This window comes from Sphingomonas sp. NPDC092440, assembly GCF_044754985.1.
Classification (GTDB): Bacteria; Pseudomonadota; Alphaproteobacteria; order Sphingomonadales; family Sphingomonadaceae; genus Sphingomonas.
This window is the reverse complement of sequence record NZ_JBIVQA010000002.1, coordinates 319,302-334,615: the sequence shown is the minus strand read 5'-3', so window position 1 is coordinate 334,615 and position 15,314 is coordinate 319,302. Positions and strand designations below refer to the sequence as shown.

Below are 15,314 nucleotides of genomic sequence, written 5' to 3'. Positions count from 1 at the left end.
TCATCCCGGCTCAAGGCCGGGGTGACGATGTGAGAACTTGAATCTCCAAGCTAGGACGAGGCGAGCTTCATCAGCGCCAGCCCGCCCAGGATCATCGCCGCGGCCGCGAGCCGCAGCGCTCCCGCGCTCTCGCCCAGCACGAGCACGCCCACCGCGAAGGCGCCGACCGCACCGATGCCGGTCCACACCATATAGGCGGTTCCCAACGGCAGGCTGCGCATCGCGATCGCAAGCAGGCCGAAGCTGCCCAGCATCGCGACGACCATGGTCACCGTGGGAACCAGGCGAGTGAAGCCCTCCGACTGTTTCATGGCAAAGGCCCAGACGATTTCGAGCAGGCCGGCGAAGAGCAACAGAATCCAGGGCATATGGCCCCTCCTTTCGGACTAGGGCCGGGCCGTCCCGGACTTCTGCCCTCGTAAATGGAGGGGGAGGACGTTGCCTCGCACCGCGCATCTAGGGATGCACCGTGCTGCTTGCAATGTGGGATTTCTGCCCGGCCGCCAATGTCGGGCCCTGATCCGGCAGCACGAAATCCGGGGCCTTTGCCCCGTCGCCCCGGACGCGGCCTTTGTCGACTTTGCGGGGGAGAGCCACGCAACTTCGCTGGACGATTCGGCCCCCAGCGCATAAAAGGACCGCGCTGCGCGCCGGACGGGCGCGCGCTCCGACGCCAGAGAACGGCGCCATGCGGGAAACTCCCGCCAAGAATGAGAGTCACGACCGATGGCCGAAAAGCAGACCTCGCTTCAGGATCTTTTCCTCAACTCGCTGCGCCGGTCGAAGACGCCGGTCACGATGTTCCTTGTCAAGGGCGTCAAGCTCCAGGGCATCGTCACCTGGTTCGACAATTTTTCGGTGCTGCTCCGCCGCGACGGCCAGTCGCAGCTCATCTACAAGCATGCGATCTCCACGATCATGCCCTCGGGCCCGGTGGACCTTGCCCCGCTTCTCGAAGCTGTGGGAGAGTTCCAGTCCAAGAACCCGGTATTGCAGGAAATTTTCCTCAACGCGGTTCGCCGCCAGCAGGAGAATGTCACCATGTTCCTGGTCAATGGCGTGATGCTCCAGGGCCAGATCGCGGCCTTCGACCTGTTCTGCATGCTGCTCCAGCGCGAGGGCATGGCCCAGCTGGTCTACAAGCATGCCGTCTCGACGATCCAGCCGGCGCACCCGCTGAACCTCGCCGAGGAACAGAATAGCGACGACTGAGGCTCCCCAGCATGACTACCGGTTTCGAGCGTGACCCCGACGAGTTCACCCGGGGCGCGCGGGCGGTCGTGGTCTATCCGGACCTCGGCGGTAGCTCGCGCGACGCGGAGGCGCGTCTGGAGGAAACTGCCGGTCTCGCCGCGGCGATCGGCGTCGAGGTGGTCGAGCGGGTGCCCCTGCGCATCCGCGCGCCCAAGCCGGGCACGCTGATCGGTTCGGGCCAGGTCGAGGCGCTTGCCGAGACCGTGCGCGACCGGGAGCTGCAGCTCGCCGTATTCGATGCCGGCCTCACGCCCGTGCAGCAGCGCAACCTCGAGACTGCGCTCGGTTGCAAGGTGATCGACCGCACCGGCCTGATTCTGGAGATCTTCGGCGAGCGCGCACGCACCGCCGAGGGGCGCCTCCAGGTCGAGTTGGCGCATCTCGACTATCAGGCCGGCCGCCTGGTGCGCAGCTGGACCCATCTCGAGCGCCAGCGCGGCGGCTTCGGCTTTCTCGGCGGCCCGGGCGAGACCCAGATCGAGGCCGACCGCCGCCTGATCCGCGACCGCATGGCGCGACTGCGCCGCGAGCTGGACTCGGTCAGCCGTACCCGCACGCTCCATCGCGACCGGCGCCAGCGCGCGCCCTGGCCGGTGATTGCGCTGGTAGGATATACCAATGCTGGAAAGTCGACGCTTTTCAATCGGTTGACCGGAAGTGACGTCATGGCGGAGAATTTGCTCTTCGCCACGCTCGATCCCACGCTCCGCCAGATCTCGCTGCCGGGGATCGACAAGGCGATCCTCTCCGACACGGTGGGTTTCGTCTCGGAATTGCCGACCCAGCTTGTCGCGGCCTTCAAGGCGACGCTGGAGGAGGTCGTCTCGGCCGATCTGCTGATCCATGTCCGCGATATCGCGCATCCGGATACCGAGGCGCAGAAGGACGATGTCGAGCAGGTCCTGGCCGAGATCGGCGTCGCCGAGGCCACGCCGCGCTTCGAGGCGTGGAACAAGATCGACCTTCTCGAGGGCGAGGCCCGTGACAACCTGCTCGCCGAGGCGGCGAAGCGCGAGGACGTCATGCCGGTCTCCGCGGTGACCGGGGAGGGAGTGGATGCGCTGGTTCATGCCGTCGCCGCCCGCCTCACCCAGGGCCATCGCCGTTACACCGTCCAGCTCGACCCGGCCGACGGCGCCGCCGCCGCCTGGCTCCACCAGCATGGGGAAGTGCTCGAGCAGGGAATGGACGGGGAGCGGGCGGTCTATGAAGTCCGGATGGCGCCGCGCGACTATGAGCGGTTCTTGACGCGGGGGTGAACCGGATCTTTGACTTCGGATTGATCCAGTTCGAAGCTGATCCAGGTCTTGATCCGGCGCACGCCTGAGGCAAGGCCGTCGCTCGATCCCTTGCCGGCAAAGGCGGCGGCATTCTCCCTGAAGACGCCGCATGCCGCCTGATCGAGTGCCGCATCGCCGCTGCTCTGGATGACCTTGCAGTCGATCAATTCGTTCTTGGGGCCGACAATCGCGACAATGCTCACCTGCCCCTCCGCGCCGCGGCGGGCTGCGTCCTCGGGATAGCCCTCGACGTTCAGCGTCCTGGGCGGCGGGGGCGGTGGTGGGCATCGACGCTTGTACAAGGTGAAGGCAAACGGCGTGCAGGCAAGTGGCCGCACCGCCTTGATTGCCACGATGCTGGGATAGCTTGCATAATATATGCGGCGGCGGCCGCGGGCGTTCGGCCGGTCGATACAGGCATTGGTGCCGAAGCGCCGGGTGGCGACGAACTTCACCCAGACGCCGCGTCTGCCATCCTGGTCCATCTGAGCCTGTCCAAGCGCGCGATCGAGTTCGGCACGCAATACCGGCGAGACTTCGATACAGGTCGTGCCTCCGATCAGGCTTCCCTCGGAGCGCGATGCTTCATTCTTGGCGAGCAGTTCGACGGGCTGGAAGCTGGCAAACTTCCAATTTCCGTTGCCGACGGTCAGGAGCCCTTCCTCGATCGCTGGCCCACGGCTCTGGATACCGGTGGGAAACAGCAAAGGAAACGCCGGGATGGCCACGACGAGGGTACCGACCACTCCGAAGATAATCCAGCCGGCCACGCGCAGGTTCCACACCCTCCGCCAGGGAGTCATCCGTGCTTGGCCTTCACCCAGAGCTCTTCCTTGGCGTTCAGGTCCAGTGTTTCGAACACATCACCAGCTTCGGCTTCCATGGCCTTGAAACGCTTCTCGAATTTCGCATTGGCCACGCGCAGCGCCACCTCGGGATCCACGCCCTGCTTGCGTGCCCAGTTGACCACCGCGAACAGCAGGTCGCCAATTTCCTCCTCGCGTTCCTCGGGGGAGGAAGCGGCCTCGACCTCCGCCAGCTCCTCGTCGATCTTGGCGCGGGCGCCGCTGGGATCGGGCCAGTCGAACCCGGTGCGAGCGGCACGCTTCTGGAGCTTCTCGGCACGGAGCAGGGCGGGAAGGCCGATCGCCACGCCGTCCAGGGCGCTGACATGCCCCTTTGCCCCGCGCTCCGACGCCTTGATCTGCTCCCACAGATGATGGCCGCCCTCGGCCGCGCCCAGGAAGATGTGCGGGTGCCGGCGTTCCATCTTGTCGCTGATCGCATTGGCGACATCCGCCAGCGCGAAATCGCCGGCCTCTTCGGCCATTCGGCTGTGAAAGACCACCTGGAGCAGCAAGTCGCCGAGCTCGTCCTTGAGGTCGGCCATGTCGCCGCGCTCGATCGCGTCCGCCACCTCATAGGCTTCCTCGATCGTATAGGGTGCGATCGTCGCGAAGGTCTGCGCGGTATCCCATTCGCACCCGCTTGCGGGATCGCGCAGCCGGGCCATGATGGCGACAAGGCGGTCGATGGCAATGGCGGGCACGGTCAAGGCAGGGACTCCAGCGGGGGGTGGCGGCGACCCTAGGAAGCGCGCCGCGTGAAGAAAAGCCTCGCCGCGCTTCAATCCGGACGAAGCCTGAGCACCAGGTCGCCCTGCCGCCCGGTGCCGCGCAGCTCGACGCGATCGCCGAAGAAGTCGAGCCGGGCGTAGCTCGTCTCGGTCGTGTCGAGCATCGCCTTCATGTTTACATAGTGGATGCCTGCCCGCTCGCCATAATTGCCGTCGTGATTGTGCCCGTCGAGCCAGATCTTGGCGGAGGGATGGCGTTCGAGCAGGGCCATCACCGCCGGAGCGTTCCACAGATTATGGGGGTTCTCCGGCCAGACGGGGAAGTGGCTGAAGAGCATGACCTTCAGCTTGCGCCTGTCCGCGCGCGCGAGTTCGCTGTCGATCCAGGCGAGCTGCTCGCCGCCGATCGCGCCGTCCCATAGCGGCTTGTCGGGATAGAGCGCGGCATGCGCGGCCATGCTCCGCTTGTGCTCCGGGCTGCCCGCCGGCCAAGCATAGCTGCTCAGGTCGTTGCCGTCGGTCACCAGGAACAGCCAGCCCTGCCGCTCGAAGCTGTAATAGCGCCGGGACATGCCGAGCTTGGCCGGCACCTGGGGCTTGTGGGCATCGTCGATCGCGAACTCGTGATTGCCCAGCACGAAATGCACCGGATGCCGCAGCCGCCGCGTGATCGGCAGCATCGCGTCATAGCTGGCCCAGTCCTTGTCGATGAAATCGCCGAGATGGACGACAAAGGCGAGCCGCTGACGATTGAAGTCCGCCACCGCCGCCGCGAGCTTGCCGGGGGCGGTGTGGTACATGCGCTGGCCGTTGTCGGGCGCGTCGGCATATTGCGCGTCCGCGATCGCGCCGATGCTGAAGGCAGGTTTCTCCGCCTGTGGCGCAGGGGCCGCGCCCAGTGCCGCCAGTGCCAGCATGGCCGTCCACCGCATGATTCCATCCCTCCAACGCGATTCGCAGCGGCTTAGGCGCGGCAGGTTGCAGTTTTAAGCAGCCGGGGCGGGCCGGGCTGTCATGCGCGCTTCACGGAGCGGGCCTAGCCCTCGCAGGGGCAAAGTGATTCTCCCGGGGGGAGTAGCGGCATGACGGGGCGGGCAGGGCCGGGCGAGGGGGTGGCGCGATGAACGAACTGACCGCCATCGTCGCGCGCCGCCATGCAGCGGCCGAGGAATTGGCATTGCGCACCGCGCTCCAGCGCTTCGTCGAGGGCCGGCTGCGCGATCGGGAAGAGGGCGAGGACATCGTCCAGGAAACCTATGTCCGCCTCTATGACTATCGCCGCACCCGTGGTGTCGCCGATGTCGGCGCCTTCTGCTTCGCGGTGGCGCGCAACCTCGTCTTCGATCATTTCCGGCGGCGCCGCGCGATGCCGGAGGCCGCCGAGCTGGCCGAGGACATCGCCTGCCCGCTGCCGCGTGCCGAGGAAGTGCTCGATTATCGCCAGCGGGTGGACATATTGGTGGCGGCGCTCAAGGTGATGCCGCCGCTGCGCCGCGAGGTGTTCCTGCGCCGCCGGCTCGACGGGGTGGCCTGCGCCATCATCGCGGCCGATCTCGAGATGAGCCTCGCCGCGGTGGAGAAGCATTGCACGCGGGCAGTCGCCGACCTGCGCGCGGCGCTCGAGCGGCGCGGCCTGCCGGCGGGGGCCGCCCGATGAGCCGCCGCGCGGTCCTGCGGGATGCCGCCCGCTGGGCGATGCGCGAGGACGAGGCGGTGCTCGGCGAAGCGCCGCCCGCCGCCGCCGCCGATATCCAGGCGATACTCGACGACCCCGCGCTCGCCGACGCGATGGGCCAGCTTCCGCGCCTCTCGGACGGCGACGTCCACGCAATGCGCGCCAATCGCCGCCGCGCGATCGGCACGGGTGGCGCATTGGTGCTGGCCGCGGCGTTTGGCATCGGCGGCTGGCACGCCGGCTGGTACCGCGCCGCCGCGCCGGCACCCGTCCATTACGAGACCGCGCGGGGCCAGCAGCTCGACGTTGCGCTCGCCGACGGCTCGAAACTGCACCTGAACGGCGCGACCAGCCTTGACGTGACGCTGGGCACGGATCGCCGCACCGTGACGATGCAGCGCGGCGAAGCCTATTTCGACATCGCCCATCGGCCCGACCAGCCCTTCACCGTGCATGCCGAGGGCTCGGCGACGCGCGTGCTCGGCACCGCGTTCGACATCGATATCGCGAGCAGCGGCGTTCGCATCGCGGTCTATCGCGGCAAGGTGCGCTTCGGTGGGGACGGGGCCGACAGGAATGCCGTGATCGTCGAGGCCGGTTGGCGCACCCGCTTCGCGGGCGGCCGGGCGCGTATGCCGACGCGGTTCGACGCGACGCAGCAGGATTGGCGCCAGGGCTGGCTCGACATCGACAATATGCGGCTCGGCGAACTGGTCGATGCGCTCAATCGCCGCGGTGGCACGCGCATTGCCCCGCCTCCCGGTTCGCTCGCGTCGATCGCCGTTGCCGGACGCTTCCGCCTTGACAATCCGCGGCAATTGCTGGGTGCGATGGGGGCGGCCTATGATTTTCAGGTCGTACGAAAAGGGAATGCGCTGCACCTGATTCCGACGCGTGAAGGTGTCACGCATCCGACAAATTGATGACATTGCACTGCAACAAAATTCTTTTGTCCGGAAGCTGACCGACCCCCGTCTTCCTCCCCGGAGGCGCACATCGCGCCTGAGCGGAGGAACATCATGGATCGCACTAGGGGAATCTCACTCATGGCAGTGGCAATCATGCTCGCCATGCCGGCCATGGCCCAGGCGCGCGGTGCCGAAGTCTCGATGGGTGTGCAGATGCGCTTCGACATTGCCGCATCGGACCTGCGCAGCGCCATCTCCCAATTCTCGCAGGCCACCGGCGTGCAGGTCGTCGTCGCGCCGAACGTGGTCGCCGGCCGCCGCACCGGCGGCGTGCGAGGCGCGCTGACCGTGCGCGCGGCGCTCGACCAGCTGCTGCGCGGCACCAACCTGACCGCATCGATGCGCGGCGGCGTGGTGGTGCTCACGCCGGCACATGCCGTCGCCGCTCCGCGCCGTGCAGCCCATGCCGGTGCGGCGAGGCCGGCCGCGCCGGCCGTGGCGCAGGCCGAGCCCGACGCGCCGCGGGCCCAGGAGGAATCCGAGATCGTCGTCTCCGGCTATCGCGAGAGTCTCACCGCGGCGCAGCAGCTGAAGCGCAAGGCCGTCGGCGCCGAAGACAATATCGTCGCGTCCGATATCGCCGCCTTTCCTGACCTGAACCTTGCCGAGGCGCTGCAGCGCATCCCCGGCATCACCATCACGCGCGACACCGGCGAAGGCCGGCAGATCGCGCTGCGTGGCCTGGGCGCGGATTTCACCCGCACACAGCTCAACGGCATGGAAGTGATGGGCAACACGGCCTCGGGCATGGACAATCGCGGCGCGGTCAGCCGCTCGCGCTCGTTCGACTATAGCCTGTTCGCGTCCGAGCTGTTCAATCGCGTCGCGGTACAGAAATCGTTCGCGGCGGAGCAGGACGAGGGTGGCATCGCCGGCACCGTGCAGCTCTACAGTGCCAAGCCGTTCGACTATGCCGGCTCCAAGTTCGTCGTCTCGGCCAAGGGCCAGACCAACACCAACACCAGCGGCGTCACTCCGCGCATCGTCGGCCTGGCTTCGACTCGCTCCGGCGACTTCGGCGCGCTGGTCTCGGTCGCGTACAGCCAGATCAAGAGCAACGAATATGGCTATCGCAACTGGGGCTGGGGCCTGACCAAATATGGCGCCGCCAATATCGGCCCCGAAATCGACGCTGCGACCCGGGCCAAGCTGCTCGCCGGCGTGTACCAGCCGACCGCCCAGTCGCCCTCAACCTGGTACACCGATCGCCGCCGCCTCGGCATCACCTCCTCGGTTCAGTATCATCCGGGCGACAATTTCAAGCTCGACGTCGATTTCCTCTATGGCCGTCTGTGGGACTATCGCGACGACTATGCGCTGGCCACCGCGGGCAGCAATCCGCTGACCGGCTCCAGCGTCGGCGGCACGCAGGTGATCCGCAGCGCGGTGATCGACGACACCAACACGCTGCGCGCGGCGAGCTACACGGGCATCGACCTGCGGTCCGAGCATCACATCGTCAAGAACCACACCGACTTCTATCAGGGCGTCGCCAATCTGAGCTGGAAGATCGGCGAGCGGCTCACCATCCACGCCCTGGGCGGCTATGAGCAGTCGGACTTCGCCCAGCCGGTGTTCGACAAGGTGTTCATGGAAGCGAAGCAGACGCCGTTCAGCTACGACACCCGCCCGCGCATCCCGGTCAACACCTATGGCATCAACCTGCAGAACCCGGATCTCTGGACCGTCCAGCGCCTGGACGTGCAGGAGAATGCGATCACGAACCGCTATCTCAACGGCAAGCTCGACGCGGCCTATGACCTGGGTGGCGGCCTGACCTTCAAGGCCGGCGGCGCCTATAAGAAGTTCACCAACTCGGGCTATACCTGGGCGAACAAGGTGTTCCACAATGTGCCGGCGAACATCCCCGTGCCGAACAGCATGAAGCAGCTCGTCAAGCCCGATACCCTGCTCCAGTACATCGTCGGCAATGTCGATGCGGTCTATGCCTATGTCGGCGACAAGCGCAACCTGAGTGCCGCCAACCTGCAGGCGGGCAGCGACTATCGGGTCGACGAGAAGACCTGGAACGGCTTCGCCCAGTTCGACCTGGATACGCATGTCGGTGACATGCGTCTGCGGGCCAATGCGGGCCTTCGCTATTTCTCGACCGATCTGACCTCTTCGGGGCATCTCGCCACCGGCGCCGGCTTCGTGCCGGTTTCGATCGAGACCAACAGCAATGGCTGGCTGCCCGCGGCCAATGTCGCGCTCGACGTGACCCGGAACCTGGTGGTGCGCGTCAGCGCCAGCCGCAACGTCAACCGCCCGGGCCTGGGCGACCTAGCCGCGGCCGGCTCGATCACCACGCGCCCGAACGGCGGCAGCCTCAGCCTCGGGAACCCGTTCCTCAAGCCCTACAAGGCCACTTCGGTCGAAGGCTCGATCGAATGGTACATGGATCGCACCGGCTTCGCCTCGGTCGGCTTCTTCTACAAGAACATGGACAGCTTCATCTCGCCGTCCACGGTGACGATCCCCTATGGCCAGACCGGCCTGCCGCTGTCGCTGCTGATCCAGGGCCAGGATGCCAACACCCCGTATGACGTCAGCCAGCCGATCAACGGCCCGGGCGCGGACATCAAGGGCGTCGAAGTTGCGTTCCAGCACGACTTCACCTTCCTGCCGGGGCCGCTCAAGCATCTTGGCATGGTCGTCAACGGCACCTGGTTCGACGGGCATCAGCAGGGCAAGGTCGGCACCACCTTCGTCCGCCTGCCGCTGTTCAGCCTGTCGAAATGGGCGGCGAACGCGACGCTCTACTATGAGGACAAGGATTGGGGCGTGCGCGTGTCCGACGCCTATCGCAGCAAATACTATACCGGCCTGGGCACGGTGGGGAATGTCGGTGACTATATCGCCGCCACGCACAACATCGATTTCCAGGCGCATGTGAACCTGACGAAGGGCGTCCGCCTGATCGCGGAGGGGATCAACCTCACCAACGAGCCGATCGAGCAGTTCGCCGGCGGCGCGATCGCACGCCGGGTGGTCTACACCACCAGCGGCCGCACCTTCACCCTTGGCGTCAGCGCCGAGTTCTGATGCGCGAAACCTCCGCCCCGGCATCCGCCGGGGCGGATCTTCTTCGATCGCACGAAAGGGCGGATTGGCGAGGGAAGGGGGTGGCCCGTTTCGAGGAGGCAGGGGCCGCGCGGTGCGCGCTGCTGCAAATGCTCAGTCGAGCACAACCTTGTCGGCGTGGCGGGGTTTGAAGCCGCGGGCCCGGCGCTCATATTCCTGCGCCATGCCCATATGCGCGCGGAAGCTGGCCATTCCCTTGGCTTTCATCGCAGCGTCGCGCTCCTCGTCGGCGCGCTGCGCGAAATATTTGCTGTCGGTCATAACCTCTCCGGCTCCAACCTTCCTGGAAGTAAGCGATCGGGGGGCAGGTCCCATTCCGTAGAAACCCGTAGCCGCATGCGATCCGTGCCGTTCATGGGCAGTTATCCGGCCGAGCGGTCGCTGCCGCCGCGCCAGTTGCGCCCCGGGCTGCTTCCGCCCTTCTTGCAGTCGCGGCGCCCCGCACCATCTCGGCACCTTCATCAATTCGGGCGGAGAAGGACATGACATTTGCCGGGCGCGAGCTGCATTCGAAGATCGCCGAGGACGGCACGCTCTCCTTGTCGCTGCGCGACGTCGAGACCGGCGTTCCCGCCGACGACGAGATCATCGTCCGCATCGAAGCGACGCCGATCAATCCGAGCGACCTGGGGCTGCTGCTCGGCCCCGCCGACCTGGCGACGCTGCGCGCATCGGGCGGCGACCGGCCCGGCCTGACCTTCACCGTGCCGGGCGCCCGGCTGGGAAGCGTGCAGGCTAGGCTGGGCAAGTCGCTGCCGGTCGGCAACGAGGGGGCCGGCATCGTCGTCGCGGCGGGAAAGGAGGCCAGGGCGCTCGAGGGCAAGCGTGTCGGCATGGTCGGCGGCGCGATGTATGCCGATTATCGCCGGATCAAGGCGCGGGACGTGATGCCGCTCCCCGAAGGCGCGACTGCGGCCGAGGGTGCCTCGATGTTCGTGAACCCCCTCACGGCGCTGGGTTTCGTCGAGACGGCGCGGCGCGAGGGGCATGCGGCGATCGTCCATACCGCCGCCGCTTCCAATCTCGGCCAGATGCTCCAGAAGATCTGCCTCGCCGACGGCATTCCGCTCGTCAACATCGTCCGATCGGACGCGCAGGCCGACATTCTGCGGGCGATCGGGGCCACGCATGTCCTCAACAGCAAGGATGCCGACTTCCAGGCCCGGCTCACCGATGCCCTGGTGGAAACCGGCGCCACCATCGCGTTCGACGCGATTGGCGGGGGCACGCTCGGCAGCGAGATCGTCCAGGCCATGGAGCGCGCGGCGGTCCGGGGCATGAGTGAATATAATCGCTATGGCTCGGACCTGTTCAAGCAGCTCTATATCTATGGCGCGCTCGACCTGTCGCCGACCACGCTCAACCGGCTCGCCTTCGGCTTCCAGTGGAGCGTTTCGGGCTGGCTGCTAACCCCGTTCCTGCGCAAGGCGGGGCCGGAAGTCGCGAACCGGATGCGCCAACGCGTCGTAGACGAACTGACGACGACGTTCGCCAGCCAATATACTCGGGTCATCGGACTCGCCGAAGCGCTCGATCCGGAAGTGCTGCGAAGCTACGAGCGCAAGGCGACGGGTGAGAAGTTCCTGATCGACCCGACCAGGGGCTGAGGGGCGGCCGGCGTGGCCCCCGGGGCGCGGCAATTCCGCGTCCCGGTTACCGAGCCGGTTCAATCCTCCAGTGCTTCATACCGTGAATCGAGCTCCCGGGCGCGCGCCATATCGGCGTCCGCGCCGCGTTCGTCGCCGCGCATGCGGCGGACCAGACCCCGATTATAATAGCCGCGCGCCGCGTGGGGCGCATAGCGCACGGCGAGATCGAGATCCGCCTCCGCCCGCGCGAGGTCGCCTTCCTGACCATAGGCCAGGCCCCGGTTGAGATAGGTGAAGGCGCGTTTCGGTTGCGCCGCGACGGCTTGGTCCAGCGCGGCGATCGCACCGCGCCAGTCATCCTGCCATGCGCGCTCCAGCCCGTCCGCCAGCCGCGCCGCCGCGACGCCGGCGTCTCCCTTGGCGCCGGGATCGACCAGCCGCTTGCAACTGCGCAGGCTCTGCTCGGGATCAAGGACCGTGCAGGCATTCCAGTCGCCGCGCCGGGCGGCCTTGCGGGCGCGGAACTTGCGTGCGGAGGTTACGATGATTTCGCTCGCACCGGCTTCGTCTTCCCTCGCCACGGTAACCGGCGTGGCTGCCGCCATGGACGGTGCGGCGAGCCTTGCGCCGGTAACCACGATCGGAGCGCCGGGCAGCGGCGCGGGTCGGGCCGCTGCCATCCTGGCCGGTGGCGCCGGGGCGGCCATCGCACCCTGCTGGGAGGACGCTGCCAGCTCGTGGCTCGCAAATGGGGTAGCGCCCGTCGCGGGAGCGGCCTGCCGAGGTTCCGCCTGCGCGTCCGCCAGGGGCTCCAGCACCGGCTTCGCGGCTGCGGGAGGGGGCGTGGGAGGCAAATGCGCGGAGGCCTGCCGGATCGGAACGGAGCGCTCGGGTGCCGGGGCCTGGGGTCGGGTGGGTCCGGTCGCTATTGTCCGTTCGGTTGCCGGCACCGGCCGGCTGGGGACTGGCGGCGTCTCCGCCTGTCTTTGCAGGGCGAGGGGAATCGCAATCACCGCGACAAGCAGGATGGATGCAAAAGCGCCGATCTGCGTCCGCTGGCGCCACCAGCCGGCAGGCGCGGCCGCCTGACCGGGCGGGGTGGCCGCAACCGGCGCTTCCTCGCCGTCGAACCTGTGCATGGCGCGTGCGATCGCCGCGCTGCGCCCGGCAGGGCGTGGCGGTGGCGGCTCGGGCAACAGGCGCGCGATATCGTCGTCGCGGTCCATTCAGGCCTCCATGCCGGCGGGCCGGCAATTGCCGAAACCGGAATGGGAGCGGAGGCTGGGCACGGGCATTGGGCGATCTATAGCGGCAATATCGGCCAGGTCGAAGCTATGATCATGCATGGCCCAGGTCCCGAAAGGGGTGCCGCCGCCGGGCGGCGACACCCGCCGGGTCATTGCTCGAGCGCCGCCATCGAGCGTGCGGTCTTGGCCGCGCGGACGAGCTGGAGGAATTCCGAGCGATAGCCGAAACCATCCTCTCCGCGCGCCGCGCCCGCCATGGCGAGCACCTCGTCGAAGCTGAGCTGGCCATTGTAGCGCCCGCCGCGCAGCAGTTCGGCGAAACCCGCCACTGCGGCCGCGAAGCGCGCATCCCGCGGCGCATCCTCGAACCGAGCGAAGGTGTTCCCCCGATCGATCGGCGTGGTGAGGAGGCGGCTCGTGTCCGACTTGGGCAGCTTGTAGCGGATCTTGACGAAGCCCAGTTCGCCGCCCGGGGCCTGCGCGGCGGCCGGCGCCGGCTCCGCATAGCGCAGGTCGCCGATGGCGCGGGGCCCGCCGACGGGCGTGATTTCGTAGATCGCCGTCACGGTCTGGCCCGATCCGACATCGCCGGCATCAACCTTGTCGTTGTTGAAATCGTCGCGGTTCAGCATCCGGGTCTCATAGCCGATCAGCCGATATTCGGAGACGGCCCTGGGATTGAACTCGACCTGGATCTTGACGTCCTTGGCGATCGGAAACAGCGTCGAGGTCGCTTCGTCGACCAGCGCCTTCCGCGCCTCGCCGATCGTGTCGATATAGGCGGCCGCGCCGTTGCCGTTCTGCGCGAGCGTCTGCATCAGCGCATCATTGTAATTGCCCATGCCGAAGCCGAGCACCGAGAGGAACACGCCCTTGCCGCGCTCGCGCTCGACATAGCCCTTGAGCTCGTTGTCGCTGGTGATGCCGACGTTGAAATCGCCGTCGGTCGCCAGGATCACGCGGTTGACGCCCTTGGGATCGAGATTCTGCTCGGCGAGCGCATAGGCCTGGCGGATGCCTTCGGCGCCGGCGGTGCTGCCGCCCGCGCCCAGCCGGTCGATCACCGCCAATATCTTGTCCTTGCTGCTCGCCGGGGTCGGCTCGAGCGCGGTGCCGGCACTGCCGGCATAGGTGACGATCGCCACGCTGTCCTTGCCGTCCAGCTGGTCGAGCAGCATCGCCAGCGACTGCTTGACCAGGGGGAGCTTGTTGGGCGCGTTCATCGAGCCCGAGGTATCGATCAGGAAGACGAGATTGGCGCGGGGGCGGGCCGCGCGCTGGATCTCATATCCCTTCACGCCGATCCGGACCAGCTTGCGCCCTGGCGACCAGGGGCTGGGAAACACCGCGACGCTGGTGCTGAACGGCTGTTCCGCAGTGCGCGCCGGCGCATAGTCATAGGGGAAGTAATTGACCATCTCCTCGGTCCGCACCGCTGCCGGCTGGGGCAGGACATTCTGGTTCAGCGAAGCGCGCACGAACGAATAGGAAGCGGTATCGACGTCGAGCGAGAAAGTGGAGACCGGCTCTTCGCGGACGATCTTGAACGCATTCTGCTGGGTAGCGGTGAACTTGTCGCGTCCCGTGTCGCGATAATAGGGATTGGCCGGCATCGGCTCGGGCAGCCCGGCATAGGCGCGCATGCGAGGAGCGGCCGCGGCGCTGATCGAGACGGGCGAGAGGGCGACGACCGGCGTGGCGGAGCCTTGGCGCGAGCCCGTCACGACGATGTCTTGCGCTTCCTGCGCGGTCTTCACTGCGTTGGCCGGCGGCGCGGCGGCCGGGTCCGGTATCGCGGCGAGGTGCTTGTCGGCATCGGTGCAGGCTGCGACCATTGCCAGCGCGAGCCCGGTGGCGAGTGCCTGAGGCAAACGGGGCATGACTTTCTCCCTTGGTTACAGCGGGCGAGATCGTCCGCATTCCCCTTGGACGCGCCGTTTCGGGATATCCTTGGGAAGGAGATCGAGAATTTTTCCGAGCCTGCGGATCAGGCGTCCGTGCCCGGCTTTCCGGCGATCATCCGCCGTACCTCGTGCATGCGCCACGATATCGTAGCCTCCGCCACGCCCAGGATCGCCGCGGCCTCGGCATGGGTCAGCTGCTGCCCGGCGACGAGGACGGCGGTGTCGCGATAGGCCGGGGGCAGGCGCGCGATCGCGCTCTTGATCCAGAGCGCGTCGTGCAGGTCGCGCCCGTCCGGGCCGCGCGCCAGCCCCGCCAGCACCGCGAGCCGCTGGGCGACGCCGCCGAACGAGCGGCGGCGGCGATGCACGTCGCGGCAGGCATTGAACACGATGCCGCACAGCCAGGTGGTGAACTTCGCCTCGCCCCGGAAGCCGGCGATCCGCTCGACCAGCGTGCAGCATACGTCCTGGGCGACGTCTTCGGCATCGGCGCGCGAGCCGGTCAGCTGCCAGGCCAGGCCGTGTATCCGGTCATAATGGCGCTCGATGAGCAGGCGGAACGCCTCGCGCTCGCCGGCGATCGCGCCGGCCAGAAGGTCCGCATCGGGATCGGCGGGCTGAACCTTCATGGACCGAGCCGGCCAGGCCGCGCCGCGCTGGCGGGGGCGCTTCGATTCCCGGAACTGTGCGGCGCGTCTTCCCCCGGCATGTTGCGCTATCTGCCGCAATCCCGGCCG

General features: G+C 67.4%; 14 protein-coding genes. 6 read left to right on the top strand and 8 right to left on the bottom strand.

Features of this window, described 5'->3' with window-relative positions:
* Positions 1 to 50 precede the first annotated feature (50 nt).
* The gene (locus ACIQCS_RS04495) at positions 51 to 368 is read right to left on the bottom strand and encodes a multidrug efflux SMR transporter (protein ID WP_345846695.1); all 318 of its coding nucleotides are present in this window, start codon (positions 366 to 368) and stop codon (positions 51 to 53) included.
* Between the two features lie 358 nt (positions 369 to 726).
* On the opposite strand from ACIQCS_RS04495, the gene hfq reads away from it, so the two are divergent.
* Together hfq and hflX are read left to right on the top strand one after the other, a co-directional pair.
* Positions 727 to 1,212 carry an RNA chaperone Hfq gene (gene hfq, locus ACIQCS_RS04490; protein ID WP_086129801.1) on the top strand — a complete coding sequence of 162 codons (486 nt, stop codon included), beginning with the start codon at positions 727 to 729 and terminating at the stop codon, positions 1,210 to 1,212.
* 11 nt (positions 1,213 to 1,223) lie between these two features.
* Positions 1,224 to 2,513, top strand: a complete 1,290-nt coding sequence (gene hflX / locus ACIQCS_RS04485) for a GTPase HflX (RefSeq protein ID WP_345846692.1) — start codon at positions 1,224 to 1,226, stop codon at positions 2,511 to 2,513.
* Here hflX and ACIQCS_RS04480 read toward each other — a convergent pair.
* The 3 genes from ACIQCS_RS04480 to ACIQCS_RS04470 form a co-directional block, all read right to left on the bottom strand.
* Positions 2,486 to 3,304 (bottom strand): TonB family protein, encoded by an 819-nt coding sequence (locus tag ACIQCS_RS04480; protein ID WP_345846691.1) that lies wholly within the window; start codon positions 3,302 to 3,304, stop codon positions 2,486 to 2,488. The two genes, hflX and ACIQCS_RS04480, sit on opposite strands and share 28 nt — an antisense overlap.
* A gap of 29 nt (positions 3,305 to 3,333) precedes the next feature.
* A complete protein-coding gene (gene mazG, locus ACIQCS_RS04475) occupies positions 3,334 to 4,089 on the bottom strand; it encodes a nucleoside triphosphate pyrophosphohydrolase (protein WP_345846689.1) in 756 nt (251 codons plus the stop codon).
* 71 nt (positions 4,090 to 4,160) lie between these two features.
* Complete coding sequence (locus ACIQCS_RS04470) at positions 4,161 to 5,042, bottom strand: metallophosphoesterase (protein WP_345846687.1); 882 nt, start codon at positions 5,040 to 5,042, stop codon at positions 4,161 to 4,163.
* A 188-nt stretch (positions 5,043 to 5,230) separates the two neighbouring features.
* Between ACIQCS_RS04470 and ACIQCS_RS04465 the strand changes: the two genes are divergently transcribed.
* The 3 genes from ACIQCS_RS04465 to ACIQCS_RS04455 all read left to right on the top strand — a co-directional run bounded on the left by ACIQCS_RS04465 (position 5,231) and on the right by ACIQCS_RS04455 (position 9,798).
* Complete coding sequence (locus ACIQCS_RS04465) at positions 5,231 to 5,767, top strand: RNA polymerase sigma factor (RefSeq protein ID WP_345846685.1); 537 nt, start codon at positions 5,231 to 5,233, stop codon at positions 5,765 to 5,767.
* Complete coding sequence (locus ACIQCS_RS04460) at positions 5,764 to 6,708, top strand: FecR domain-containing protein (RefSeq protein WP_345846683.1); 945 nt, start codon at positions 5,764 to 5,766, stop codon at positions 6,706 to 6,708. Before ACIQCS_RS04465 ends, ACIQCS_RS04460 begins: the two co-directional genes overlap by 4 nt.
* A gap of 123 nt (positions 6,709 to 6,831) precedes the next feature.
* Complete coding sequence (locus tag ACIQCS_RS04455; protein ID WP_345846679.1) at positions 6,832 to 9,798, top strand: TonB-dependent receptor; 2,967 nt, start codon at positions 6,832 to 6,834, stop codon at positions 9,796 to 9,798.
* Between the two features lie 132 nt (positions 9,799 to 9,930).
* Here the strand turns inward: ACIQCS_RS04455 and ACIQCS_RS04450 are convergent, their stop codons facing one another.
* Positions 9,931 to 10,098, bottom strand: a complete 168-nt coding sequence (locus ACIQCS_RS04450) for a hypothetical protein (protein ID WP_167298981.1) — start codon at positions 10,096 to 10,098, stop codon at positions 9,931 to 9,933.
* Between the two features lie 221 nt (positions 10,099 to 10,319).
* On the opposite strand from ACIQCS_RS04450, the gene ACIQCS_RS04445 reads away from it, so the two are divergent.
* Positions 10,320 to 11,444: a zinc-binding dehydrogenase gene (locus ACIQCS_RS04445; protein WP_345846676.1), complete on the top strand. Its 1,125-nt coding sequence runs from the start codon at positions 10,320 to 10,322 to the stop codon at positions 11,442 to 11,444.
* 59 nt (positions 11,445 to 11,503) lie between these two features.
* On the opposite strand, the gene ACIQCS_RS04440 is transcribed toward ACIQCS_RS04445, so the two are convergent.
* The 3 genes from ACIQCS_RS04440 to ACIQCS_RS04430 form a co-directional block, all read right to left on the bottom strand.
* Positions 11,504 to 12,652, bottom strand: a complete 1,149-nt coding sequence (locus ACIQCS_RS04440) for a hypothetical protein (protein ID WP_345846675.1) — start codon at positions 12,650 to 12,652, stop codon at positions 11,504 to 11,506.
* 170 nt (positions 12,653 to 12,822) lie between these two features.
* Positions 12,823 to 14,553: a VWA domain-containing protein gene (locus ACIQCS_RS04435; RefSeq protein WP_345846674.1), complete on the bottom strand. Its 1,731-nt coding sequence runs from the start codon at positions 14,551 to 14,553 to the stop codon at positions 12,823 to 12,825.
* Positions 14,554 to 14,660: 107 nt separating this feature from the next.
* On the bottom strand, positions 14,661 to 15,206 hold the full coding sequence (locus tag ACIQCS_RS04430) for a sigma-70 family RNA polymerase sigma factor (protein WP_345846672.1): 546 nt from the start codon (positions 15,204 to 15,206) through the stop codon (positions 14,661 to 14,663).
* Between the last annotated feature and the right edge of the window lie 108 nt (positions 15,207 to 15,314).

Coding starts and splice junctions, on each gene's coding strand:
- ACIQCS_RS04495 (WP_345846695.1), bottom strand. CDS start 368: ATGCCCTGGATTCTGTTGCTCTTCGCCGGCCTGCTCGAAATCGTCTGG.
- hfq (WP_086129801.1), top strand. CDS start 727: ATGGCCGAAAAGCAGACCTCGCTTCAGGATCTTTTCCTCAACTCGCTG.
- hflX (WP_345846692.1), top strand. CDS start 1,224: ATGACTACCGGTTTCGAGCGTGACCCCGACGAGTTCACCCGGGGCGCG.
- ACIQCS_RS04470 (WP_345846687.1), bottom strand. CDS start 5,042: ATGCGGTGGACGGCCATGCTGGCACTGGCGGCACTGGGCGCGGCCCCT.
- ACIQCS_RS04465 (WP_345846685.1), top strand. CDS start 5,231: ATGAACGAACTGACCGCCATCGTCGCGCGCCGCCATGCAGCGGCCGAG.
- ACIQCS_RS04460 (WP_345846683.1), top strand. CDS start 5,764: ATGAGCCGCCGCGCGGTCCTGCGGGATGCCGCCCGCTGGGCGATGCGC.
- ACIQCS_RS04455 (WP_345846679.1), top strand. CDS start 6,832: ATGGCAGTGGCAATCATGCTCGCCATGCCGGCCATGGCCCAGGCGCGC.
- ACIQCS_RS04450 (WP_167298981.1), bottom strand. CDS start 10,098: ATGACCGACAGCAAATATTTCGCGCAGCGCGCCGACGAGGAGCGCGAC.
- ACIQCS_RS04445 (WP_345846676.1), top strand. CDS start 10,320: ATGACATTTGCCGGGCGCGAGCTGCATTCGAAGATCGCCGAGGACGGC.
- ACIQCS_RS04440 (WP_345846675.1), bottom strand. CDS start 12,652: ATGGACCGCGACGACGATATCGCGCGCCTGTTGCCCGAGCCGCCACCG.
- ACIQCS_RS04435 (WP_345846674.1), bottom strand. CDS start 14,553: ATGCCCCGTTTGCCTCAGGCACTCGCCACCGGGCTCGCGCTGGCAATG.
- ACIQCS_RS04430 (WP_345846672.1), bottom strand. CDS start 15,206: ATGAAGGTTCAGCCCGCCGATCCCGATGCGGACCTTCTGGCCGGCGCG.